25 protein-coding genes and 1 tRNA gene are annotated in these 23771 nt (G+C 73.4%); 8 read left to right on the forward strand and 18 right to left on the reverse strand.

The window, feature by feature from the left end:
* Nucleotides 1-8 precede the first annotated feature (8 nt).
* Nucleotides 9-869 (forward strand): PKD domain-containing protein, encoded by an 861-nt coding sequence (locus AC1C2V_RS01010; protein WP_495387713.1) that lies wholly within the window; start codon nt 9-11, stop codon nt 867-869.
* 39 nt (nt 870-908) lie between these two features.
* Here AC1C2V_RS01010 and AC1C2V_RS01015 read toward each other — a convergent pair whose 3' ends face one another.
* Nucleotides 909-3668, reverse strand: coding sequence for an ATP-binding protein (locus AC1C2V_RS01015; RefSeq protein ID WP_495387714.1), 2760 nt, complete (start codon nt 3666-3668; stop codon nt 909-911).
* Between the two features lie 128 nt (nt 3669-3796).
* Between AC1C2V_RS01015 and AC1C2V_RS01020 the strand changes: the two genes are divergently transcribed.
* A complete protein-coding gene (locus tag AC1C2V_RS01020) occupies nt 3797-4912 on the forward strand; it encodes a class I SAM-dependent methyltransferase (RefSeq protein ID WP_495387715.1) in 1116 nt (371 codons plus the stop codon).
* A gap of 118 nt (nt 4913-5030) precedes the next feature.
* Here the strand turns inward: AC1C2V_RS01020 and AC1C2V_RS01025 are convergent, their stop codons facing one another.
* A complete protein-coding gene (locus AC1C2V_RS01025; protein ID WP_495387716.1) occupies nt 5031-5348 on the reverse strand; it encodes a dihydrofolate reductase family protein in 318 nt (105 codons plus the stop codon).
* A gap of 322 nt (nt 5349-5670) precedes the next feature.
* On the opposite strand from AC1C2V_RS01025, the gene AC1C2V_RS01030 reads away from it, so the two are divergent.
* Entirely contained in the window at nt 5671-6150 is a 480-nt protein-coding gene (locus AC1C2V_RS01030; protein ID WP_495387717.1) for an HNH endonuclease, read from the forward strand.
* A gap of 48 nt (nt 6151-6198) precedes the next feature.
* Here the strand turns inward: AC1C2V_RS01030 and AC1C2V_RS01035 are convergent, their stop codons facing one another.
* Entirely contained in the window at nt 6199-7194 is a 996-nt protein-coding gene (locus AC1C2V_RS01035; RefSeq protein WP_495387718.1) for a hypothetical protein, read from the reverse strand.
* A gap of 161 nt (nt 7195-7355) precedes the next feature.
* Between AC1C2V_RS01035 and AC1C2V_RS01040 the strand changes: the two genes are divergently transcribed.
* Entirely contained in the window at nt 7356-7721 is a 366-nt protein-coding gene (locus AC1C2V_RS01040) for a DoxX family protein (RefSeq protein ID WP_495387719.1), read from the forward strand.
* A gap of 18 nt (nt 7722-7739) precedes the next feature.
* Here the strand turns inward: AC1C2V_RS01040 and AC1C2V_RS01045 are convergent, their stop codons facing one another.
* The 6 genes from AC1C2V_RS01045 to AC1C2V_RS01070 all read right to left on the reverse strand — a co-directional run bounded on the left by AC1C2V_RS01045 (nt 7740) and on the right by AC1C2V_RS01070 (nt 14096).
* Complete coding sequence (locus AC1C2V_RS01045; RefSeq protein WP_495387720.1) at nt 7740-8162, reverse strand: DUF779 domain-containing protein; 423 nt, start codon at nt 8160-8162, stop codon at nt 7740-7742.
* A gap of 16 nt (nt 8163-8178) precedes the next feature.
* The gene (gene exaC, locus AC1C2V_RS01050; protein WP_495387721.1) at nt 8179-9702 is read right to left on the reverse strand and encodes an acetaldehyde dehydrogenase ExaC; all 1524 of its coding nucleotides are present in this window, start codon (nt 9700-9702) and stop codon (nt 8179-8181) included.
* Between the two features lie 146 nt (nt 9703-9848).
* Complete coding sequence (locus AC1C2V_RS01055; RefSeq protein WP_495387722.1) at nt 9849-11117, reverse strand: GAF domain-containing protein; 1269 nt, start codon at nt 11115-11117, stop codon at nt 9849-9851.
* 141 nt (nt 11118-11258) lie between these two features.
* On the reverse strand, nt 11259-11555 hold the full coding sequence (locus AC1C2V_RS01060) for a DUF3175 domain-containing protein (RefSeq protein WP_495387723.1): 297 nt from the start codon (nt 11553-11555) through the stop codon (nt 11259-11261).
* Between the two features lie 288 nt (nt 11556-11843).
* Nucleotides 11844-12920: a TFIIB-type zinc ribbon-containing protein gene (locus tag AC1C2V_RS01065; protein WP_495387724.1), complete on the reverse strand. Its 1077-nt coding sequence runs from the start codon at nt 12918-12920 to the stop codon at nt 11844-11846.
* 3 nt (nt 12921-12923) lie between these two features.
* Nucleotides 12924-14096, reverse strand: a complete 1173-nt coding sequence (locus AC1C2V_RS01070; RefSeq protein ID WP_495387725.1) for an SPFH domain-containing protein — start codon at nt 14094-14096, stop codon at nt 12924-12926.
* A gap of 253 nt (nt 14097-14349) precedes the next feature.
* Here AC1C2V_RS01070 and AC1C2V_RS01075 point away from each other — a divergent pair, with 253 nt between their 5' ends.
* Nucleotides 14350-14850 carry a nucleotidyltransferase family protein gene (locus AC1C2V_RS01075; protein WP_495388421.1) on the forward strand — a complete coding sequence of 167 codons (501 nt, stop codon included), beginning with the start codon at nt 14350-14352 and terminating at the stop codon, nt 14848-14850.
* On the opposite strand, the gene AC1C2V_RS01080 is transcribed toward AC1C2V_RS01075, so the two are convergent.
* A complete protein-coding gene (locus AC1C2V_RS01080) occupies nt 14765-15304 on the reverse strand; it encodes a nucleoside deaminase (protein ID WP_495387726.1) in 540 nt (179 codons plus the stop codon). The two genes, AC1C2V_RS01075 and AC1C2V_RS01080, sit on opposite strands and share 86 nt — an antisense overlap.
* Nucleotides 15305-15724: 420 nt before the next feature.
* On the opposite strand from AC1C2V_RS01080, the gene AC1C2V_RS01085 reads away from it, so the two are divergent.
* Nucleotides 15725-16651, forward strand: coding sequence for a sulfurtransferase (locus AC1C2V_RS01085; RefSeq protein WP_495387727.1), 927 nt, complete (start codon nt 15725-15727; stop codon nt 16649-16651).
* A 105-nt stretch (nt 16652-16756) separates the two neighbouring features.
* Complete coding sequence (locus AC1C2V_RS01090) at nt 16757-17197, forward strand: SufE family protein (RefSeq protein ID WP_495387728.1); 441 nt, start codon at nt 16757-16759, stop codon at nt 17195-17197.
* Nucleotides 17198-17238: 41 nt separating this feature from the next.
* On the opposite strand, the gene AC1C2V_RS01095 is transcribed toward AC1C2V_RS01090, so the two are convergent.
* The gene (locus AC1C2V_RS01095; protein ID WP_495387729.1) at nt 17239-17628 is read right to left on the reverse strand and encodes a TFIIB-type zinc ribbon-containing protein; all 390 of its coding nucleotides are present in this window, start codon (nt 17626-17628) and stop codon (nt 17239-17241) included.
* A gap of 134 nt (nt 17629-17762) precedes the next feature.
* Here AC1C2V_RS01095 and AC1C2V_RS01100 point away from each other — a divergent pair, with 134 nt between their 5' ends.
* A complete protein-coding gene (locus tag AC1C2V_RS01100; RefSeq protein ID WP_495387730.1) occupies nt 17763-18155 on the forward strand; it encodes a universal stress protein in 393 nt (130 codons plus the stop codon).
* A 92-nt stretch (nt 18156-18247) separates the two neighbouring features.
* Here the strand turns inward: AC1C2V_RS01100 and AC1C2V_RS01105 are convergent, their stop codons facing one another.
* From AC1C2V_RS01105 to AC1C2V_RS01135, 7 genes are all read right to left on the reverse strand, one after another.
* A complete protein-coding gene (locus tag AC1C2V_RS01105; RefSeq protein ID WP_495387731.1) occupies nt 18248-19588 on the reverse strand; it encodes a T6SS phospholipase effector Tle1-like catalytic domain-containing protein in 1341 nt (446 codons plus the stop codon).
* Nucleotides 19589-19660: 72 nt separating this feature from the next.
* The gene (locus AC1C2V_RS01110) at nt 19661-20449 is read right to left on the reverse strand and encodes an amino acid ABC transporter ATP-binding protein (RefSeq protein ID WP_495387732.1); all 789 of its coding nucleotides are present in this window, start codon (nt 20447-20449) and stop codon (nt 19661-19663) included.
* Complete coding sequence (locus AC1C2V_RS01115) at nt 20446-21339, reverse strand: amino acid ABC transporter permease (RefSeq protein ID WP_495387733.1); 894 nt, start codon at nt 21337-21339, stop codon at nt 20446-20448. The genes AC1C2V_RS01110 and AC1C2V_RS01115 overlap by 4 nt, the downstream gene beginning before the upstream one ends.
* Before the next feature lie 7 nt (nt 21340-21346).
* Nucleotides 21347-22207 carry an ABC transporter substrate-binding protein gene (locus tag AC1C2V_RS01120; RefSeq protein ID WP_495387734.1) on the reverse strand — a complete coding sequence of 287 codons (861 nt, stop codon included), beginning with the start codon at nt 22205-22207 and terminating at the stop codon, nt 21347-21349.
* 132 nt (nt 22208-22339) lie between these two features.
* Nucleotides 22340-22834 (reverse strand): dsRBD fold-containing protein, encoded by a 495-nt coding sequence (locus AC1C2V_RS01125; protein WP_495387735.1) that lies wholly within the window; start codon nt 22832-22834, stop codon nt 22340-22342.
* Between the two features lie 386 nt (nt 22835-23220).
* Entirely contained in the window at nt 23221-23490 is a 270-nt protein-coding gene (locus AC1C2V_RS01130; protein WP_495387736.1) for a DUF7218 family protein, read from the reverse strand.
* A gap of 164 nt (nt 23491-23654) precedes the next feature.
* Nucleotides 23655-23731: transfer RNA gene (locus AC1C2V_RS01135), tRNA-Met, on the reverse strand.
* Nucleotides 23732-23771 lie beyond the last annotated feature (40 nt).

Here is a 23771-nt window from a genome sequence, read left to right on the forward strand (position 1 = left end):
TCCTTGCGATGTCCACGACCTACGCCGTCGCGAGCAGCTTCGGGGGTGACTCCGAACGAGGCGACGGTTCGGAATACAACAACACCGTTGTCATGACGGCCGCCGAGCGCGCTGCGCAGGCGTCGGCCACCGGCGGCAAGACTCTCTCGGACCACGCGCCCCGCTACCGGCGCCTCGACTCGGCACTGTGCATGACGGTGGCTTCCCCCACCGCTCCACGCCGCATCCGCGAGGCGTGCGACGCCCGCGAGACGGAAATCGCGAACGACCTGGCGTGCGCGGACGACGAGCAGCAGCTCGACCCGCTGTGGAGCCAGAAGTGGGATGCGGCCGCCGGTGAGTACTCCGACTGGGCTCCGGTCAACCAAGGTACGTGCCTCGGCGCGGCCGACCTCGCCGACGAGGCCCGCCGCGCGTTCCAGGAGCTCACGCTGGACCCGTCACCCGTGCACGTTCAGCCCGACCAGGGCTGGACGCTCATCAACCTGCGCACCGTGACCTACACCGACGCCGATCCCCAGTCGTTCGACATCGAGCTGCTCGACATCCCCGTGACGGTGCGGGCGGTCCCGGACTCCTACTCCTGGGACTACGGCGACGGCACCGCACCTCTTGTCACCGACGATCCCGGGCACCCGTGGACGAAGGGTGATCCCGTCCCCGACGCGAGCTGGGTCGGGCACACCTACACCGCCCCGGGCGACGTGACCGTCACCCTGACCACCACCTGGCACGGCGAGTTCCAGCTCCGCGGCGCAAGCGGCTGGGAACCGGTCGACGGCGAGCTCACCACCTCGTCGTCCTCCGACCCGATCACCGTCCATGAGGCCCACACCCACCTCGTCGAGGACACCGTCCCCGGCCGGTGACGCCGCCTCGCACGACGCGTGACGGGCCGGCCTGTCAGCTCAGGGGCCGACCCCGGCCGCGCGGTCGGCCATCGCCCCGGCGAGATCCGGCCGCGAGTGGATCCCGAGCTTGAGGTACACCTTGCGCAGGTGGTACTCGACGGTCTTCGGCGACAGGAAGAGGGCGGCCGCCGCCTCGCGCGTGGTGTGCCCGTCGGCGAGCAGCAGCCCCACCTGGAGCTCCTGCGGCGTGAGCTCGGCCCGCCAGCCGTCGGCGGACGGGCGGACGACCTCCCCGGTCGCGGTGAGCTCCGCGCCGGCGCTCCCGGCCCAGAGCGCGGACCCCAGCTGCTCGAACGTCGCGAGCGCCGCCCGCAGGTGCTCGCGGGCGTCGACGCGGTGCCCGCCGCGGCGCAGCCTCTGCCCGAACGCCAGCTGCGTGCGGGCCGTCTCGAACACGTCGGGCGTCCGGGCGTGCAGCGCGAGGGCCGCGGCGAACGACGCGCCCATGTCCGTGTCGTCGGCGTCGTCCGTGACGAGGGCACTGGCGCGGTGCGCCCTCGCCAGCGCCCAGGGCCGGCCCTTGGCCCGGGCGGCCGCCGCGTAGGCCCGCACGCGTCGCTGGGCTCCGGGCCGGTCCCCCGACCGGAGCAGCGCCTCGGCGAGCTCGGGGACGGGCGCCAGGTCGACGTCGTCCATCCCGTGCCGCACGAGCAGCGACTCGAGGCCCGTGAGCTCGGTGACCGCCGTCCCGACGTCTCCCCGCGACAGGGCGAGGTCCCCCAGGGCGAAGCGCACCCAGGCCTCGAGCAGGTGCATGTCGCCGCCCCGGCCGAGCGCCAGCGCCTCCTCGGCGTCGGCCAGGCAACGCTCGGGATCGCCCTGCCGCGCGGCGTGCCAGCACCGGCCGGCGAGCGCAGCCGCGAGCGGCCCCACCTGGCCGGTCTCGCGGGCGATGTCGACGGCGAGCGAGTACTCGGCCGTGGCGCGGCCCCACGCGTCGCCCGTCGCGTGCCCGCGTGCCGCGAGGAACAGCAGCCCCGGGAGCTCGGCGACGGTCGCGGAGCGGCGGATCTCCGGCACCCGGCTCCCGAGCGCGGCCGCTCCCGACGCGTCGCGCAGGTACAGCGGCACGATCATGAGCCACTGCCACCACCGCGGGTCGGCCACCAGCCCGCCGTCCGCCTCGAGGAGCGGGACGGCGGCCTCGACCTGGCCGGTGCCGCCACGGCCGGCGAGGATGCGCGCGACGCCGCAGCCGAGCAGCGCCAGGGCCCGCGTCCGGGACGAGGACACCGCAGGCAGGAGCGCCTCGAGCTCGTCGGCCAGCTCGAGGGAGGTGGTGGTGCCGCCCAGGAAGAACGCGACGTACGCGGCGTCCGCGAGCAGGTAGACGCGGTCGTCGGGCGACGGCGTGTCGGCCGCCAGCCGCCGGAGCATGGCGATCGCCTCCCCCAGGGCCCCCGTCCGGGCGGCGACCCGGGCTCGCAGCTCGAGCGCCCCACGCGCCACCGCGGGCTCGGGACGCTGCCCGGCCAGCTCGTCGAGCAGGAGGACCGCCCGGTGCGCGTCGCCGTCCGCCCAGGCGGTGCTCGCGGCACGCAGCAGCCGGCCGTGCCGCGCGGGCGCGGCCGGGCTGAGGGCCGCCGCCCGCTGGTACGCCGTCGACGCGACCGCGTACCCCGCCCGCGAGATCGCCCGCTCGGCCGCCGCGTCGAGCAGGTCGGCGACGCCGGCGTCGGGCCCCCAGACGGACTCGGACAGGTGCCACGCCCGGCGGTCGTCGTCGCCGCGCGGGAGCGCCGCGGCCACCGCCCGGTGTGCCGTGCGTCGTTCGGACGCGTGCGCCCCGGAGTACACCACCGACCGCAGCAGCGGGTGCCGGAACGTGGTGCCGCCACCGGTGGAGGCCACGAGGCCGGCGTCCTCGGCCGCGCTCAGGCTCGCGAGGTCGAGCCCCAGGGCCGTCGCCGCCGCGGCGGTCACGGCGAGGTCCCCGTCGGCCACGGCCGTCACCAGCAGCGCCTGCTGCGTCGCGGTCGGCAGCCGCCGCACCCGCTGGGCGAACGCACGGGTGATGGTCTCGGGCACCGTCGACGGCATGCCCGGGATCTCGGGCCACAGCGGGTCGGGTTGGGTCGCGAGCTCGATCAGTGCGAGCGGGTTCCCGGCCGCGCGCCCGTAGAGCTCGGCGAAGCGGTCGCGCGGCACCGGGGATCCCACGGCGCGCTCCACGAGCGTCCGCGCGGGTGCCCGGTCGAGCCCCGCGAGGACGAGTACCGGGAGGCCGTCGACCAGGGCGTCCGCCTCGGGGGTGCGTCCCGCGAGGACCATGACCACCCGGTCCGCGGAGAGCCGTCGTGCGGCGAAGACGAGGGCCCGCGACGACGGCGGGTCGAGCTCGTGCAGGTCGTCGACGAGGACGGCGACGGGGCCGGCCTCGGCGCACCGGGTGAGCATCCCGAGCGTCGCGGCGCCGACGGCGAGCCGGTCGCCCGCCACCACCTCGTCGACGGCGCCCTCGAGCGCGAGCGCCGCCGCGAGCGCGTCCGCCTGGCGCGCGGGGAGATCGCCGAGCAGGTCGAGGCAGCCCCCGAACAGCTGGGACAGCCCCGCGAACGCGATCCCGGACTCGGCCGCCGTGCCGGTGGCGCGCAGGACGCGGAACGACGACCCGAGCGCCTCCGCCGCGTGCTCGAGCAGCGCGCTCTTGCCGACGCCCGGTTCACCGAGGATGGCGAGCCGTCCCGCCTCCCCGAGCCGGGCCCCGGCCATTATCCGGTCGATCGTCGCGACCTCGGCGTCGCGCCCCAGGAGCACGCCTTCGAGTCTAGGCAGCGCGGCACCACCAGGTGGGGCCCCTGACGCGGGTTCACCCGCCCGCTTCCTACGGTCGGGCGAGGGGCACCTGTCGGCACCCGGCCGGCACCCGTCCGACGGAGAGCACCATGACCGACACCCAGACGCCCGGCACCCAGACGCCCGAGACACCCGCACCCGCCACGCCGCAGGTCGACACCGACGCCCTCATGGCGTTCGTGTTCCGCGCCGTGGAGGAGGCGGGCGCCACCCTGAACGCGGCGCTCGTCGTGATGGGCGACAAGCTCGGCTACTACCGGGACCTCGCGGACCACGGGCCCAGCACGCCCGCCGAGCTCGCGGCCCGCACCGGCACCGCCGAGCCCTACGCCCGCGAGTGGCTCAACGCCCAGGCCGCGGGCGCGTACGTGACCTACGACCCGGCGTCGGGCCGGTACACCTTGCCGCCCGAGCAGGCCGTCGCCCTCACGGTCGAGGACAGCCCGGCGTTCCTCCCGGGCCTCTTCCAGACCGCGCTCGGCACGGTCCACGACACGGACCACATCCTGGAGGCCGCACGGACCGGCACAGGCTTCGGCTGGCACGAGCACGGCGCCGACGTGCACGTCGGGTGCGAACGGTTCTTCCGACCCGGCTACCACGCGAACCTCGTGGAGTCGTGGCTGCCCGCCCTCGACGGCACGGTCGACAAGCTGACCCAGGGGGCGGTCGTCGCCGATGTCGGCTGCGGCCACGGCTCGTCGACGATCCTCATGGCGGAGGCGTTCCCCCGCTCCACCTATGTGGGCTACGACTACCACGAGGGGTCGGTCACCACGGCGCGGGAGCGCGCCGAGGCGGCAGGAGTCGGCGACCGTGTGCGGTTCGAGGTCGCGTCGGCGCAGGACTTCCCCGGCGCAGGGTTCGACCTCGTGACCATGTTCGACGCCCTGCACGACATGGGCGACCCCGTGGGAGCTGCCCGGCACGTGCGCGACGCCCTGGCCGACGACGGCACGTGGATGATCGTCGAGCCGATGGCCGGCGACCGGGTCGAGGACAACCTCAACCCCGTGGGCCGCGCCTACTACGGCTTCTCCACGCTGCTGTGCACGCCGACGTCGCTGGCCCAGGACGTCGGCCTCGCGCTCGGCACCCAGGCGGGCCCGGCGCGGATCCGCGACGTCGTGACGGCGGGTGGGCTCACGCGGTTCCGCGAGGTCGCGCAGACGCCGTTCAACCTCGTCTTCGAAGCCCGGCGGTGACGGCAGCATCCACCCCGCGCCCACCCCGTGCCGAACAGGCGGTTGACACCGGGCCGTCAGGGCCGCCATAACGGTGTCAACCGCCTGTTCGGCAGCTCCCGGGCGCTCGCTCGGCAGTTCACTCGATCCGGACCGCCTGCGCGCCGTCCGCGACGGCGGCGGTGCCGTGCTGCAGTGCCCGCGGCTCGAGCTCCAGGTACACCAGCCCGCTCTCGCCGACCTCGGACGGGGTGACGACGGTCGCGACGAAGATCCGATAGACGTCCACCAGGCCGAGGTCGTGCAGGGTGCTGGCGAGCCGGGCGCTGCCGTGCACCTGCAGCTCGCCGTCAGGGCCGTCCTTGAGCGCCTGCACCTGGGCGGCAAGGTCGACGAGGTCGGCGGGGTCGATCACGGTGCTCCCGGCCCACGCCGGCTCGCCCAGCCACCCGTCCACCACTTCCCCGAACAGCGGGTCCGCGACGGGGGGGACGGCGCCGACGGCGCGGACTCATCGGGTTTCGACAGGCTCAACCACCGGAGTCCGCGACGGGGGGGACGGCGCCGACGGCGCGGAATCATCGGGTTTCGACAGGCTCAACCACCGGCTTCGTCGCACAGCGACGGGCAATCACGCTGGACTTCCGCGGCGCGGCGGAATACTTTCGCCTCGGCAGGATGCTGTGATCGGATTCACAGCCCCGACCGACAGCAGACCGAGCGACAAGGAGCCGCCCGCGCGCCACCCGGCGCGCACCGCCACCGGAAGGAGCAGGGCCGTGGCCGACGTACTGGTGCTCAACGCGGGCTACGAGCCCCTGCACCGCGTGTCGGTCAAGCACGCCATCACGATGCTGGTGCGCGAGGTGGCGGTGGTCGAGGAGGCGGTGGAGGGGCATCAGTTCGGCCCGTACCCGCTCCCCCGCGTGCTGCGCCTCGTGCGGTATGTCGCGATGCGCTGGCGGTATCGCAGCGCCGGTCACCCGGCCGTCACCAAGGAGGGTGTGCGGCGGCGTGACGGCGCGTGCGCGTACTGCGGCGGCCCGGCCGAGACTGTGGACCACGTGATCCCGCGCTCACGCGGCGGGGACTCCACCTGGCTCAACCTGGTCGCGGCGTGCGAGCCGTGCAACAGCCGCAAGGCCGACCGCACCCCGCTCGAGGCGGGCATGCCGCTGTTGCACGCCCCGTACGTGCCGCCTGCCGAGCACGGCCTCGTGCGCCGGCATCGACGCACCGCCGTGACGGCCGCGGCCTGACCCCTCGGCCACCGCCGGACGGTCAGGCACCGCGATCGGGCCATGCGCTCAGGCGACGGGCTCGTCGTCCGACAGGTCCGGCACCACGGACAGCGACCCGGTGACCGCCACGGCCCCGGAGCTGCCACCCGTCTCGGCGGACGTCAGCGCGCGCGACGCGATCACGCTGCTCGCGAAGTTGGCGTGGCACTCGGTGCAGTACCACTCGGGCGTGGGCACGGGCACCTCGAAGCCGCCGTACACGACGTCCGGCTCGGCGTTCATCACGTCGTCCTGGAACGTCATGCCCCACACGATCCGCTTGGTCTTGCCGCGCGCGCCGCAGCCGGGGCACTGCGGCCGCATCCGGGCGCGCTGGGACGCGACGGTGTGTGCGTGCATGAGGTCGTGGCACTGCTCGCACAGGAGGTGGACGTCGCGCACCAGCTGCTCGAGCGTGCGCCCGCCCGCGGTGGTGGTGCCGAGGCGGACGGCGCCGTCGTCGTGGGCGTGCATGCGGTGCACGTCGACGAACCGCTCGCAGGTGGCGCACCGCTCCTCGCGACGCATCGCCCAGCCCGTCACGGCGCGGTGGCCGAGGATGCGCAGCGCGTGCACGTCGGGCGAAGTGTCCCCGGCGCCGCAGTCGCCCGGGTCGAGGGTGTGGACGGGGCCGCCGCGGAACTGCTCGGCGACGCCGTCGAGCACGAGCCGCGCGTGCTCGGGCGGCAGCCAGCCGGACGAGTTCGTGTACGTTTCTGCGCCCTCGAACAAGTCGGCCCAGACGATGGGCCGGTCGGGGCCGAAGAGCTCGTCGCTCACCCAGCTCTCGCCGTCGCTGGACCCCATGAGCTCGACCGCGGCCACGACGCCCGCGTCGCCGAGCACGGTCACGACGACGTCGCCGCGCTGCGGTCCGTCCTGCCCGCCGGGCAGCCGGTGCTCCGGGGAGCGGATGGAGATCGCGACGGCCTCCTGCAGCCAGTCGGTCGACCAGTGGAGGTACACGGAGGGCACGAGCCAGGCAGGCAGCGCCGACAGGGAGGGGAGGGTCTCTCGGGTCACCTGCAGAACATATCGGGCGCGGGCCCTCCGACACCACGGCCGAGGTCGTTCCGGTTGCGGCGTCCCCGCGCTAGGTTCCCAGCAGGCACGACGGCGTCGCCGCTCCGCCCACGGCTCCGCCGCCGCTCGCCGTCGAGCTGTTTGCCGCGAGGAGGCACCGGATGGACATCGGACTGTGGGTCGCCGCGGGGCTGCTGGCCCTGCTCTACCTGGCGGTGGGCTTCGTGAAGCTCACCCGGAGCCGCGAACGGCTGCGATCAGGCATGGGCTGGGTGGAGGACTTCCCGGGCATAGTGGTGCGATTCATCGGGCTCGCGGAGATCGCGGGCGCGCTGGGGCTGATCCTGCCGTGGGCCACCAATACCGTGACCGTACTCACGCCGATCGCCGCATCGTTCCTGGTGGTGCTTCAGGTGCTGGCGATCTCCGTGCACGTGCGGCGCCGCGAGCTCGGGCAGCTGTGGGTCAACGTGCTCCTGCTGCTCGCGGCCGCTTTCGTCGCGGTGGGCCGGTTCGCCGGCTGGTGACCGTCAGCCCGGTCGTCGTCAGCTGAGCGCCACCCTCTCGGCATCGGTGAGCAGCCGCGACCGGGTCAGGAACCGCACGCCCTCGGGCGCCTCGACGCTGAACCCGGCACCGCGGCCGGGCACGACGTCGATCGTCAGGTGCGTGTGCTGCCAGTACTCGAACTGCGCGCGACTCATCCACACCGCGACGGTGAACGGCTCGCCCGTCGCGCCGGGGGCGGCGACCGGCTCGTCCTTCAGCTCGAGGTCGCCCAGGTGCACGTCGGCGTCCCCGAGTAGGAAGTCCCCGTCGGGGTAGCACATGGGGCTCGACCCGTCGCAGCAGCCGCCGGACTGGTGGAACATCAGCTCGCCGTGCTGACGCCGCAACCGGGCGAGGAGCCCGGCCGCGGCGTCCGTCACGGCGACACGTGCGGGGCTGGCCCCGTCGTCGTCATCCATGTGGTTCTCGAACCTCCTAGAAGAACCCGAGCTTCTGGCCCGAGTAGCTGACCAGCAGGTTCTTGGTCTGCTGGTAGTGATCGAGCATCATCTTGTGGTTCTCACGCCCGACGCCCGAGCCCTTGTACCCGCCGAAGGCCGCGGCCGCCGGGTAGGCGTGGTAGCAGTTGGTCCACACGCGGCCGGCCTCGATGGTGCGTCCCGCCCGGTACGCCGTCTCGCCCTGGCGCGACCAGACGCCGGCGCCGAGCCCGTACAGCGTGTCGTTCGCGAGCTTCATCGCGTCGTCGAAGTCCGCGAAGTCCGTCACCGACACGACAGGCCCGAAGATCTCCTCCTGGAAGATCCGCATCGAGTTCTTGCCCTCGAAGACGGTCGGCGTCACGTAGTAGCCGCCTGCCAGGTCGCCGTCGAGCTCGGCCCGGTGCCCGCCGGTGAGCACCTTCGCGCCCTCCGCCTTGCCGATGTCGATGTAGCTGAGGATCTTCTCGAGCTGGTCGTTGCTCGCCTGGGCGCCGATCATCGTGTCGGTGTCCAGCGGGTTGCCCTGTTTCACCGCCCTGGTCCGCTCGAGCGCGTCGCCCAGGAACTGGTCGTAGATGTCGGACTGGATCAGCGCGCGCGACGGGCACGTGCACACCTCGCCCTGGTTGAGGGCGAACATCGTGAACCCCTCGAGCGCCTTGTCGTAGTAGTCGTCATGCGCCGCCGCGACGTCCGAGAAGAAGATGTTGGGGCTCTTGCCGCCCAGCTCCAGCGTGACCGGGATGATGTTCTGCGACGCGTACTGCATGATCAGGCGGCCGGTCGTCGTCTCGCCGGTGAAGGCGATCTTGCGGACGCGCGACGACGACGCGAGCGGTTTGCCCGCCTCGACGCCGAAGCCGTTGACGATGTTGAGCACACCCGGCGGGAGCAGGTCGCCGATGATGTCGATGAGGAACAGGATCGACGCCGGGGTCTGCTCGGCGGGCTTGAGCACGACGGCGTTGCCCGCCGCGAGCGCCGGCGCCAGCTTCCACGTGGCCATGAGGATCGGGAAGTTCCACGGGATGATCTGCCCGACCACGCCGAGCGGCTCGTGGAAGTGGTAGGCGATCGTGTCCTCGTCGATCTCCGAGATCGAGCCCTCCTGCGCGCGGATGGCGCCCGCGAAGTAGCGGAAGTGATCGATGGCGAGCGGGATGTCGGCGGCGAGCGTCTCGCGGACGGGCTTGCCGTTCTCCCAGCTCTCGGCGACGGCCAGCTCCTCGAGGTGTGCCTCCATGCGGTCGGCGATCTTGTTGAGGATGTTCGCGCGGTCCGTGACCGAGGTGCGGCCCCACGCGGGCGCGGCGCCCTCCGCGGCGTCGAGGGCCGCCTCGATGTCGTCGGCGTTGCCGCGCGCCACCTCGGTGAAGGTCTGCCCGGTGACGGGGCTCGGGTTCTCGAAGTACTGCCCGCTCGACGGCGGCACGTACTCGCCGCCGATCCAGTGGTCGTAGCGGGCTCGGTACTCGGCGATCGCCCCGGGCTGACCAGGGGCTGCGTAGACGGTCATGCTGCCTCCTCGCGTGCCTGCAGCGCCTCGTCGCGCCGCGATGAGGCGACCCTAGGACGCCGAAGGTTGCAGTCCCGTTGCAGTGCGTTGCGGTCCCGCTGGTTGAGCTGTCAGACCTCGACACGCTCAACCAGGTTGCGACATGCTCAACCGCCGAGGTCGACGTCGAGCAGCGTCACGCGTGCGCGGGCGCGCAGGGCCTGCGGGCTGCCGGCGGACGACGCGGCGAGCAGGCGCGTCCACGCGGCGTGGTCGTCGGCGCCGTCGACGCCGCGCACCCAGGCGTCCAGGGCGTCGGCGTCTCCCGAGGCCAGGACGGCGGCGCGCACCTCGGCCGACAGCTCGGCCCGGAGCCGCTCCACCCCCGGGGCGACCGACCGGGGCAGCAGCGGAGCGTACGCGGCGACGGCGGTGCGCACGTCGCCCGCGGCGAGCGCCGCCCGCACGTCGTCGGCATCGGTACGCAGCGCGCGGGCGAGCCGGTAGGGCCGCGACCCGGCGAGCAGGGGGCCCACGACGTGCCGCAGCCGGGAGACCTCCGCACGCACGGTGACGTCGGACAGCTCCCCGGGGTGCAGCAGCACGGCGAGCTCGTCGGCGCCGAGGCCGCGGGGGTGCTCGGCGAGGAGCAGCAGGATCTCGGCGTGCCGCAGCGACAGCGGCCGTGCGCCGTCGCGCCCGCGCAGGGCGGGGCGCCCGAGGACGTGGAGGTCGACCGGCGTGGGTCCGGCGACGACGTCCGGCCGGCGGGGACCGGCGGCGGCCCGGGTCGCGAGCTCCCGCTCGACCGTCGCGACCGTGGCCCGCACCAGCGACATCACGACGTGCGTCGCCGCGGCCCGCCGCCCCGTGACGTCGAGGACGCCGAGCACCCGGCCGGTGGCGGGGTCGCGGATGGGCGCGGCGGCGCAGCTGAGGTCCTGGATGGGACGCGAGAAATGCTCGGCGCCGATCACCTGGACGGCGCGCCGCGTGGCCAGCGCCGTGCCCGGCGCGTTGGTGCCGATGTTCTCCTCCCGCCACACCGCGCCCTCGACGAACCCGACGCGGTCGACCGTGCCGCGCAGGCGGTGGTTGCCCTCGACCCAGAGCAGCCGCCCCGCCTCGTCGGAGACCGCGACCACGAGGCCGTCGTCGGCCGCGCCGTCGACCACGAACTCGCGCACCACCGGCATCACCGCGGCCAGGGGGTGTGCCAGACGGTAGGCGGCGAGGTCGTCGTCCGCGAGGGAGACCTGCGGGTTCAGGGTGTCCGGGTCGACGCCGCTGCGCAGCGATCGGCGCCAGGAGTCGGCGACCACCGGGTCGATATCGCCCGGAGGCTCTCCGGTGCCGAGGAACCGCTCGTACGCGGCGCGCACCGTGCGCGGGTCACGACGCACGGCGGCCCCGCGCGGGTCCCCTGCACGTGCCACCGAGGCGGCCGTCCCCTCCATCGCGACTCCCGACGTCGTCGTCCGGTGCGTCCGAGCCAGTGTAGGGGGGTCTCTCCCGCCTTCGTGAGAGGTTTGACGGCGAGGTCTGTCGGCCGACCGCGTGACGTCTCGCCGCGTGCGTCATTCCCGGCCGAACGCCTTGCGCAGCTCGCCCTTCGCCCGCTCGAGGACGTCCCGCTGCGCGGCGGGCAGGCCCGTGCCGGCGCGGTTGACGTAGAACGTCAGCATCGACATCGCCGACTGGTACGGCGTGCCCTTGCGCCGGCCGCTCGCCTCCGCCGAGCGCTTGAGCGACGCGGCGATGCGCGCGGGGTCGTCCCAGGTGAAGACGTCCTCCTCCAGGTCCAGCGCGTCGGAGTGCTCGGTGACGTCCTGCGACCACCGCTCCCCCGACGCGCCGTCGTCCCGCTTCGCCATCCCCCGACGCTAGGCGGGACGCCGCCTGCTCGCAGCGGTGCGGGCAGGGGCTCGGTCGCGCAGCGCGAGGCGCCGCGCACACCACGAGCTGGAGTTGGTGGAAGAGGATCACCGGGACCGCGATCCGCCGGCCACCGCGACGGGAATGGTCGCCACGGTCCACGCCGAGGGTGAGCCACCGGCGGGCGCGGAACCGGTCGCCGACGAGCGGCTGCAGCAGCTGCCCGACGACGCACGGCGCCAGCAACTGCAGCAGCACCGTCCGCAGGTCGCCGGGACGCGTGACCCTCACGTCCGCGAGCGCACGTACAAGAAGACGAGTGCCGCCACGACGAGCAGCCCGACGAGCACGGCGAACACGATCTTCGCCTTGCTGAAGGGGCGCTTCCCGACGACCTGGCCCGTGTTCGCGTTGACCATGACCTGCCACTGCCTGCCCGCGTACACGTAGGTCGCGATCCAGAGCGGGAGCAGCACGAGCTTGAACATGACGTCGGCGTACGCGGTCCCGACCGTGCCGACCCGCTGCTCGTCGCCGCCGATGTCCCGCCGGACGTCCTTCGTGATGGTCTTGGCCATCGTCGCCTTGGCCCGCTCGAGACCGTCGGAAGGCTCGACCTCGTACCGGGCCGCGGAGTAGCCCGCGAGGTACTCCGCACGGAACGGCACGGCGTCCTCGAGCGGCCATGGCCCGAGGCGGCGGAGATCGAGCTCGGCGACCTGGGACGAGGCCGGGACGAGCACGTCGTCGAAAGACCGTTCGACCTGTCCCGACACGGGCGTCCAGCTCACCCGCCGCTCCTGACGCTCGTTGTCGCCGTCCTTCACCGTGACGTGGTACTCGTGGCCGCGCTGGCCGGTGTACGACGACGAGGTCTCGGCGTCGAACGTCCAGTGGGGCACGTACGTGCCGTGCAGCGACTCCGTGTCGCCGACCTTCTTGAGCTCGCCCGGCGCGAACGGGCGCGAACGCACCCAGCGGCGGAACGCCTCCCGCGCCTGCGCCTGCTCGACGCCGAACGGGACGACCGCCTCCGGCTGCACGAGCCCGTCGGCCTCTGCCACAGCGACGAGATGTCCGCCGCAGAACCGGCACGCGACGGACAGGTCGGTGCCCTGCGTGGTCGCGCCGCACCCGTCGCACGTGAGCAGCCGTGCGTCGAGGATCCCGGCTCGCGACCCCCCTTGCGCGGCGGCCCATGAGTCGTACGAGTGCTCGTCGACGGCGTCGCCCGCCGCGTGGACGATCTCCACCTCACCGCCGCACGCCACGCACCGCAGGTGCCGGGTGCCGGGCGAGTACGCGAGCTGGGACCCGCACGCCTCACAGCGCGTGCGGACGAGGTCACCCTGGACGTCGCTCAACGGTCAGCCCTCGGTTCCGGTCGAGGTGCCGGACGCCGGACCTGCGGGCGGTCCGGGGGCCGGAGGCAGCGGGGGCGGTGTCGCGGCGAAGAGGGGCGCGAGCGCGGGCACCTGACCGGCGGCCGTCCACGCGGCCATGCCCTGCTGCCACACGAGCGTCTCGCCCGTGAGCTCACCGGCCCGGACGAGCCCGGCGACGTCCGCCGTCGTGCCGGGTCCGGCCTGCGACCCTCCTGCCGCCCAGAACCATGTCGCCTCGGCGACCGGCAGCGGCGGCGGGCCGCCGGGAGCCGGCGGAGCGCCAGGCGCGGGCCGGGCCGGCGACGGGGCGAGCGTCTGGGCCATCTGCTGGCCCATCGCCATCCCCATGCCCAGGCCGAGGCCCTCGCCCGCGCCGCCCGGGTTCGCGGCGGCGGTCTCGATCGCGGTCGCCGTCTGGAATTTCGTGTACTGGTCGAGGTTCCCGACGACGGCCATCTGGGTGCGCTTGTCGAGCGCCGCCTCGACCTCCGGCGGGAACGAGACGTTCTCGAGGACGAAGCGCGGCACGGCGACCCCGTACTCCGCCAGGTCCTCGGAGAGCTGCCCCGCCAGGCGCACCGCGATCTCGCGCTGGTTCGCGGCGAGGTCGATCGCGGCGACGCCCGCCTCGGCGAGCGCCGGGCCGAGCTGTCCGACGACGAGACTGCGAAAGTAGTCGCCGATCTCGTCGGTGCGGAACTGAGGGTCGGTGCCCACGAGCTGACGCAGGAGCGAGGCCGGGTCGACCACCTGCAGGGCGTACGTGCCGAACGCGCGGATGCGGACCGCGCCGAGCTCGGGGTCGCGCAGGATCACGGGGTTCTGCGTGCCCCACGTGAGGTCGGTGAACTGGCGTGTGGCGACGAAGTAGACCTCCGCCTTGAACGGGGAGCTGAACCCGTACTTCCAGCCCTGGAGGGTGGACAGGATCGGCATGTTCTTCGTCTCGAGCGTGTACGTGCCCGGGCCGAACACGTCGGCGAGCCGGCCCTCGCTGACGAACACGGCCGTCTGTCCCTCGCGCACGACCAGCTTCGCCTGGTTCTTGATCTCGTTGCCCTGGCGGGGGAAGCGCCAGACCATCGTGTCCCGGCTCTCGTCGAGGAACTCGACGATGTCGATCAGCTGTCCACGCAGCTTCTCCATGAAGCTCATCCGGAATCCTTCGCGTCGTTCGAGTCGGGCGCGACCGTCGCGCCGGGCTGAGCATAGCGGTGCCCGGCACGGACGATGAAGACGCCAAGTCTTGGCAAAATCGCCAGGTCGCGGCACTGTGATCCGGCCTCCGAAACCGGACCCCTCGCCACGTTCGCGCCCGCGCGACTCCCGACCGACGGCGCGCGCAGGGACCTATCCTGACCGGGTGCCCGCCGCGCCCACGACCTCCACCCGGACGCCGGCCGTCGCGGTGCTCCTCGCGGCCGGTGCCGGGAGCCGGCTGGGGCGCGGTCCCCAGGGCCTGCTCCCCCACCGCGGCCGTCCGCTCGTCGAGCACGTCGTGGGTACCCTGCTCGCCGGCGGGTGCGACGCCGTCGCCGTGGTCCTCGGTGCCGAGGCAGACCGTGCGCGCGCCGAGGCCTCGTTCCACGACCCGCGCATGCGCGTCGTCGACAATCCGGACTGGGCGTCGGGCATGGCCTCCTCGCTGCGTGCCGGCGTGACCACCGCGCTCGCCCTGGGCCCGCAGCGCGTGGTGGTCGCCCACGTGGACCAGCCCGGCGTGGAGCCCGGCGATGTCGCGCGCCTGCTGGCCGCTCACCGGCCTGGACGCGTCACAGCATCGGTGTCCTTCCTCCGCGCACGAAGTACGAGGGCGCCGCGGGTCAGTAGTCGGTGCGGGTCTCGAGGACGCGCCACGCGTCGAAGGGGGCGAGGGCGCTGCCGGTGCGCTCGTGCCGCACGGTCATGATCCCGCCGTCTGGCCGGTCCTCGGGCAGGTCCTGGAGCCGAGCGGCGAAGAAGTCGTAGAACGCGGCGTCGTCGAAGCCGGCGGACGCGGCGTCGTGCCGGTCCGCGGCGAAGTAGACCGCGTCCACGCGCGCCCACAACGCCGAGGCGAGGCACATCGGGCACGGCTCGCAGCTCGAGTAGAGGACGGAGCCCGACAGGTCGAAGGTGCCGAGCTCTGCGCACGCCCGCCGGATGGCGGTGACCTCGGCGTGGGCGGTGGGGTCGTTGTCCTGGGTGACGCGGTTGCTGCCCTCGACCACGCGGCCGTCACGGGTGACGATCACGGCGCCGAACGGGCCGCCGGCGTTCGCGACGCTGTCGACGGCGAGGGTGATGGCCCGCTCGAGGTATGCGGCGGCCGGCGGCTCGGCCGCGGCGCCGGCCGGCCGGGTGTCCACGGCATTGCGGTCCATGGTGGGTCTCCACGGTTCGGGCAGCGACCCCCGGGTGCACCTCGGGTCGACGGGACCACACCGGGACCGGGTGAAGACCGGGCGCTCGGCGGGCCGCTGCAGGCGAGTTGTCCTTCATGCCGCCTGGTAGATAGCTGCCGGTGTCGGATCGACTTCAGGTCGACCACCGCGGGGACGTTCACGTCCGCTCGGCCCGGGCCCGCCGTTGGCATTCACGACGCTAGCAGCCGGTGACACGGCCCACCACTGGCTCGGAATGGCACCTCCACATGCCGGACTTCGAGCCGCGAGAAGCGGTCGTCTCGCATCGTGGTCCCACATGATGGACACGCGCTTTCGCTGCAGGTGGCGCGGTTCCTACAGTGGCTCTCGGACGCACCCGACGCACCGGCGCATGCGCGCCGATAGATGGAGGAACCCATGCCCGCACCCACCGATCCGACGCCGCGTCTCGCCGAGTACGCGCACCCCGAGCGCCTCGTCACGACGTCCTGGCTCGCCGAGAACCTCGACACCCCGGGCCTCGTGGTCGTGGAGTCCGACGAGGACGTGCTGCTGTACGAGACGGGGCACATCCCCGGCGCCGTGAAGATCGACTGGCACACCGACCTGCTGCAGCCCGTCGAGCGCGACTACCTCGACGGCGCCGGCTTCGCCGACCTGCTCGCGAGCCGCGGCATCTCCCGCGACACGACGATCGTGCTCTACGGCGACAAGAACAACTGGTGGGCGGCGTACACGGCGTGGGTCTTCACGCTGTTCGGCCACGAGGACGTGCGCCTGCTCGACGGCGGCCGCAACCTGTGGACCGCCGAGGGCCGCGAGCTCACCACCGACGTGCCCTCCCCCGCGCCGGGCGAGTACCCCGTCGTCGAGCGCGACGACTCCACGTTCCGCGCCTTCAAGGAGGACGTGCTGGCCCACCTCGGCAACGGCCCGCTGGTGGACATCCGCTCCCCGCAGGAGTTCTCCGGCGAGCGCCTGCACATCCCGGACTACCCCGAGGAGGGCGTGCTGCGCGGCGGCCACATCCCGTCGGCGCGCAACGTGCCCTGGGCCACCGCGGTGGCCGAGGACGGCACCTACAAGCCGCGCGCCGAGCTCCAGGCGATCTACCAGGAGGGCGGCCTCGGCCTCACGGACGGCGACTCCGTGATCACGTACTGCCGCATCGGCGAGCGTTCCAGCCACACCTGGTTCGCCCTGCGCTACCTGCTCGGCATCGACGACGTGCGCAACTACGACGGCTCCTGGACGGAGTGGGGCAACGCCGTCCGCGTGCCGATCGCGGCCGGCGCCGAGCCCGGCGAGGTCCCCGCGAGCGTCAAGCAGCAGCAGGCTGCCTGACCCGCCCCACCACCCGCCGGCCGAGCCTGTCGACACCCTGTCAGCCCTTGACGCGTGGTCTCGACAGGCTCGACCGGCATCTCCCCTGTACGAGACACTGGAGCCATGACCGACGCCCCCGCCCTGCCCGAGTCGCTCGCCGAGATCCGGGAGGACTTCCTCGCCCTGGAGGAGCGCGACCGCCTGCAGCTGCTGCTCGAGTTCTCCCACGAGCTGCCCGGGCTGCCGCCGCGTTACGAGAGCGCCCCCGGCCTGCTCGAGGCCGTCGAGGAGTGCCAGTCCCCCGTGCGCGCGTTCGCCGAGGTGGACGGCGACGTCGTGCACTTCTACGCGACCGCTCCTGAGGAGGCGCCGACCACCCGCGGGTTCGCCTCGATCCTCGCCCAGGGCCTGTCTGGCCTCACGACGCAGCAGGTGCTGGACGTGCCCGAGGACTTCCCCCTGATGATCGGCCTCACCCGCGCCGTCAGCCCGCTACGGCTCAACGGCATGGCGGGCATGCTGACGCGCGCCAAGCGCCAGGTGCGCGAGCAGCTCGCGGCCTGACGCGGAGGGCGCCGCACCAGGCCGCGGCGCTCAGCGGCCGGTCAGAAGTCGAAGAGGTCGCCGAGGAAGGACTCCTTCTTCTTCTTGCGGCGGTAGTCATCGCGCCGAGGGTCGTACCCGCGGCTGTCGCGCCCCCGGTCGTCCCGGCGGCGGTCGTCGTAGCGCGGGTCGTACCCCCGCGGGTCGGGGCGCCGGTCGTCGTACGGCGCGGCCCCCGGGTACCCGGCCGGGGCGGGCCCGCCGTGGCCGGCCGTCTCGGCAGGCCTCGCGCCCCCCGCCTCCGCGGCGATCTCGGCCTCCATGGAGCGGTCGATGATCTTGTCGAGCTCCCCCCGGTCCAGCCACACGCCCCGGCACTGCGGGCAGTAGTCGATCTCGACCCCCTTGCGCTCGGTCATCACCAGGACGGACTGATCTTGCGGACACTGCATCGCGCTTGCTCCTTCGTCTGGATGGCTGGGTCAACGCCCGGCGGCGCGACGGAGTTCCTGCGCACCGGTCAGGGCGTCGGTCCGGACGTCACGGACACCCGCGGCCACGCCGACGGATGTGCGAGAGTGTGCCCATGACGGTGCTCGTGGCCTACAACCCGTCGCCCCACGGTGCGGCGGCCGTCCGGACCGCGATCGCGGAGGCGGCACGACGGCGACTTCCCCTGCACGTGGTCCACCTGGCCCGCGCGGACGCCGCGGCGCCGAACGAGGAGGACCCGCTTGAGTCGCTCCTCGCCGAGGCTCCCCAGGACGTCACAGTGCAGCCGGTGACCCGCCGCAGCTCCGGCACCGAGCCGGCGGACGCGATCCTGGACGCCGCCGAGGCCTCGGGAGCGACGCTCGTCGTGCTCGGGTCGCGCAAGCGGTCGAACGCCGGGACCTTCCTCATCGGCACGACCACGCAGCGCGTTCTGCTCGACGCCCCCGTCCCCGTGCTCGTCGTCAAGGACACCTACGACGACTGATCTGCGCGATCCGCCGACACGCGTCGGACGGGTCGTGTGTCGGCGCCTCATCGCACGGGAGGCGAAGGCGTACCTGGCGAAGGACCCCGACCTCACCGACCCACCGGTAGAGCTCGCGGAGCCTCTTCGGACGCGATGACCGCGCGCTCGGGCACGACGAGCGGCCGCAGGTCGGCGCGTGCCGCCGCGATCTGCTCGACCGGCACCCGCTCCACGCCACCGGCCTCGGCCATCCACCACCCGAGGTTGGGGGCGAGCGCCGCATAGCCGTCGCGCAGCACGTGCCGCAGCACGGTATCGGCCAGGCGGACGCCGTCGCGCCAGGCGGACACCGCCTCCCCCGTGGCCCCGTCCACCACCGACGGCAGGGCCAGCACGCGCAGGCCCCGGCGGAAGACGACGCGGCCGTCGATCACCTCGTAGCCGGGCTGCACCCGCTTGACCGTGTTCAGCACCCGGAACGGCCACGGCGGCGCCTGGGCCAGCACGAGCTCGGCCCGCGGCGTGAGCTGTCGGGCGAGGCGGTGCTCGTCGAACTGGACGCCCACGGCCCGCATCTCCGCGGCCATCCACTGCAGGGCGACGTCGGCGAGGCCGCAGCGCGACCCCCCGCCGCCGACGTCCCCGTGCGTGCCGGGGAACCAGACCTGCTGCACGCGGTCGGGCGGGTCGTCGTCGGGCACGGTCCAGAGGCAGGGGGCGAACGTCAGGCGCCGCTCGTCGATCGCGAGCGCCTGCCGCGCGGTGAGGACGGACGCCGAGAGCGAGACGTCGTGGAACCGGTTCTTGCGCCGCGAGGGCCCGGGGACGCCCAGCGCGCCGACGGTGTCGAAGACGCCGAGGAACCGCACCGGCACCTGGCGTCCGTTGGCGGACCGGAAATGCTCCTTCGCCGTCCGGACGTCGTCACCGCGACGGATCACGGCCTCGGCGCGGCGGCGGCGCCACGACCCCGGCCGCGTGCGCTGCACGGTGCGCTCGGCGCGGGCGACTCGGCGCGGCGGCGGCGGCTTGAGCCGGTACACCCGCTCGGCCTCGCACAGGAGCCCGGCGTCCATCGCCTCCGGCGTGATCAGCCCGACCTGCGCCAGCATCCCCGCCACGCTGCGGGCCGTGTACGCCCCGCGGGAGTAGCCGAGCACGACGATCTCGTCCCCCGGCTCGTAGTTCATCGCCAGGAAGCGGTAGCCCTCGACGACGTTGCGCGCGAAGCCGTAGCCGAACGCCCCGCCGAGCAGCTGGTCCATCAGGTAGCCGCGGGCCCCGACACCCGCCACGTACCCGACGATCTGCTCGACGTCGGACTCGCCGCTCCCCCCGGAGCGCAGCACGGAGCGCGCGAGCTTCTCGATGTTGGATACCTGCGGGTTCACCGCGTGGCTCCATGTCCCGTCACAGCACAGCACCAGTCGCCTCATGATCGTCCCTTCCATGTACCTCGGAGGGCCGCGGGAGCGGGGGTGATACCCCGGATCGCCGGCGGGCTCAGGCGACGGCCGGGCGCCTCACCGCAGGCGGCGCAGGAACTCCCGCGTACGTTCCTGCCGCGGGTCGCCTAGCACCTGTTCGGGGGTGCCGCGCTCGTGCACGCGGCCCGCGTGCAGGAAGACGACCTCGTCGGCGATCTCGCGGGCGAAGCCCATCTCGTGCGTCGCGACGAGCATGGTGGTCGGTCGCCCGGCGACGCCCTCGCTGCGCAGGGAGAGCAGCAGGTCGAGCACCTCCCCCACCAGCTCGGGGTCGAGGGCGGACGTGATCTCGTCGAGGAGCAACAGCTCGGGCCCGTTCACCAGGGCCCGGGCGATCGCCGCGCGCTGCTGCTGTCCACCCGAGAGCTGGTCCGGGTACGCCCCCGCCTTGTCCGCCAGCCCGACGCGCTCCAGCATCGCCGTCGCGGCGTCGTCGGCGTCCGCGCGGCCGAGCCCGTGCACGACGCGCGGTGCGAGGGTCACGTTGTCGAGCACCCGCAGGTGCGGGAAGAGGTTGTACTGCTGGAACACCATCGCGAGCCGCGCCCGCACGGCGTCCGCGTCCACCCACGGGTCGGCGACGTCCTCGCCGTCGAGCAGCACCTCGCCGTCATCGACCTCCTCGAGCAGGTCGACCACCCGCAGCAGGGTGGACTTCCCGGAGCCCGAGGAGCCCACCACCACGACGCACGACCCCTCGGCCACGTCGAGGTCGATGCCGTCGAGGACGACCTTGCGCGTGGCGCCCGTGCCGAAGGACTTGCGCACGTCGCGCAGCGACAGGAGCGGGGCGCCCGGCGCCCCCTGGGCGGACGGCGCGCTCATCGCACGACCCCCGCTCCGCTGACGCCACGCAGCTCGCCGCGCCAGCCCTGCCGCGCCGACCAGGCGTCGACGAGGCGGGTCAGCGGGATGGAGACCAGCAGGAAGAGGATGCCGGCCACCACGTACGGCGTGAAGTTGTAGTCCCCCGTGGTGGCGATCTGCGCGGCCCGGATCGCGTCGACCGCACCGAGGATCGAGATCAGGCCGGAGTCCTTCTGCAGCGACACGAGCATGCTGGCCACCGGCGCGGTCACCTGGCGTACCGCCTGCGGCAGCACCACGCGCCGCACGGCCTGCCCGCGGCTCAGCCCGAGCGAGCGCGCGGCGGCGACCTGCGACGGGTGCACCGACTCGATCCCGGCCCGGAAGATCTCCGCGAGGTATGCGGTGTAGCAGACCACGATCGACAGCCCGCCGAGGAACGCCGCGCTCACGGGGAGCCAGGGCAGCCGCAGCGCCGGCAGGCCGAAGCCCACCAGCAGCAGCACCAGCAGCAGCGGCACGCCGCGGAACACGTCGACGTAGACCACGGCGAGCACGCGGACCGGGAACAGCGCCGGGATGCGGGAGGTGCGCACGACGGCGAGGACGAGCCCCAGCACCAGGCCCACGACGCTCGCCACGACCCACACCCGCAGGTTGAGCCACAGCCCGGAGGCGATCTCGGGCAGCACCTCCCAGGCGCGTTCCGGCGAGAAGAAGGCCTCGCGTGCTCGCTCCCACCCGGGCGCCGTCGTCACGACGTACACCACGGCGGCCAGCACGACGACGGTCGCGACGAGGGCGACGAGGGTCGCGCGTCGCCGCTGGGCGCGGCGGAAGGCCTCGCGGGCGCGCGCCCTCCCCGACGGCTGCCGGCCATCGGTCGCCGCGGTCGTGGGGTCGCTCACGCGCGGATCAGGAGAGCTCGGCGATGTCGTCCGACTTGAGCCACTCGGTCCGCAGCTCGTCGAGGGTGCCGTTCTCCTCGAGCGTGTCGACGGCGCCGGAGACGCACGCCGTGAGGGACGAGCCCTTGTCGAGCACCAGGCCGAGCTGCTCCGGGTCGCCGACGGGCGGCAGGGTGCCGACCACGTGCGTGTCCGGGAAGTAGACGGTCGACGCCGCCACGCCCTGGTCGACATCCATCACCATCGCGTCGATCGTGCCGGAGCTCAGCGCGGTCATCCCGTCGCCGGCGGCGTTGAACGGCGTGACGTCGACGTCGTCGCCCCATGCCGCCTCGGCGGCGGCGAGCGAGGTCTGCGTCGCGGTGACGCCGATCTTCGCGCCCGTCAGGTCGGCGAGGCTCGCGGCGTCGGCGAACTCGCCCTCGTCGGCCACGATGGCGCCCTGGCGGCTGGTGAGGTAGGGGCTGGAGAAGTCGACCGCGCCCTTGCGCTCCTCGGTGATCGTCGTCTGGTACGCGGCGATGTCGAACGGCTTCACGGCGGGGCTGATGATCTGCTCGAAGGTCACCGGCGTCCACTCGACGTCGTCCTTCGCGAAACCCAGCTCGTCGGCCACCGCGTACACGAGGGCGGACTCGAAGCCCTTCCCGCTGCTCGCCTCGCCGACATACCAGGGCTCGAAGGGGTCACTCGTTCCGACGGTCAGGGTGCCCGCCGCGAGAGTCTGCAGACCCTCGGGCGTGCAGTCGACGGCAGACGCCGAATCCGACGACTCGTCGCCGCCGTCGTCCGACGAGGAGCAGGCGGTGATCCCGAGCGTGACGGCAGCAGCGAGGGCGACCGTGACGAGGGGGCGGGGGGTACGCACGGGTGGGGCCTTCCATGGACGGGACACGACGGGACACGACGTCGTCGAGCCTATGCCGACGCGGCCCCGACCGGGCATGGCGCTGGTCACAGGCCGGGGCGTACCGGGTTGTCGGTTCCCGCGGTCGGGTCGTCAGGGGTGCACGTGCGCCCGGTGCCCGGTCTCGTTCGAGATATCCTGCTCCGCCTGCTCCAGGAGCACGTCCGCGAGCCGGCGCAGGGCACGTGCTGCCGCGACCTCGTCCCCGATCACGGGCATCTGGGTGTCGTCGGGGTCCTTGCGCGCGTGCCCGACGCCCCGCAGCGAGCCGACGTCCGGCCCAGGGGTCAGCATCGCCTCGGCCGTCGTGTTCCCCGACGCCTCCATGAGCGTCACCCGCACCTCCCAGGTGAGCGCCCGGGCCGGCTCGGGCTTCGCGGCCACCGCACCGCCCACGTCCGCACCGTCGTGCTGCACCACCGTGTCCACGCCCGGGAAGACCAGCGTCTCCTCGTCCGTGTCCGACCAGCGCACCCGGTACGGCGGCGACCCGTCCTCGTGTGCGCAGCCGACGATCACGCCGTCCCGCACCGCGCCGCCGACCACCCCCGACGCCACCACGATCCGGTCGCCCACCGTCGCCCTCATCGCCAGCCTCCTCGCATCGTCGCGTGCTCGCCGTCGAACCGTCAGGTCCCTCCATCATGCGCCCGGTGGGCGCCACCGGCAGCGCCTCGGTTCGGGAGGACGCGTACGCAGGCTCGCCGGCTCGAACACGACCCACGCCAGGAAGGCGAGCACCAGGAGCGTGACGACCGCCCCGACCCCACGAGCCGGATCCACCGGCTCCGTACGGCGCGGGGTCGGCAAGGGTGTGACGAGGGCGCGCCCGTCGACGGCGGGTCGGACATCTCGCTCCTTCGACTGTGTCGTCGACGACGCGTGCGCCGACGACGCGTGCGCCGACGACGCGAAGGTAGCGAGGTCGGGTCGCGCCCCGGGCGGGTTATCCCACAGCCACGGCCCGGGGGCGCTCAGCGGGAGCGCAGGGCCTGGATCAGCTCGCTCCTGCGCATTGTCGAGCGGCCCTCGACGCCGAGCTCGGCGGTCCGCTCGCGCAGCTGATCCACCGTCCAGTCGTCGTACGACCCGGCCTTGCCGCCCTTGGCGCCGACCTTGCTGCGCCCGCGGGCCGCGGCGGCGTTGGCGATGCGCGCCGCCTTCTCCTTGCTGCTGCCCTCGTCGCGGAGCTCCTCGTAGAGCTCCTTGTCCTTGACGCTCGGCCCGGCATCCCGTCGCGGCATGGTGCGCTCCCTCCGTCCACGGCTGCTCCGTAGTGCTGTCACCTCAGCGTGACCACAGCGAGCCGACCGCCACATCTCGGGGCGTCTGCCCAAGGGGAGCGCAGGCGAAACCGTCCGGACATGACGAAGGCCCGACCGGACGAATCCGATCGGGCCTTCCCTTTTGGTAGCGGGGGCAGGATTTGAACCTGCGACCTCTGGGTTATGAGCCCAGCGAGCTACCGAACTGCTCCACCCCGCGTCGACTCCTCGAACATTACGCCACGGATGGACGAGTGCCA

Source organism: Isoptericola sp. Y541 (assembly GCF_059445465.1).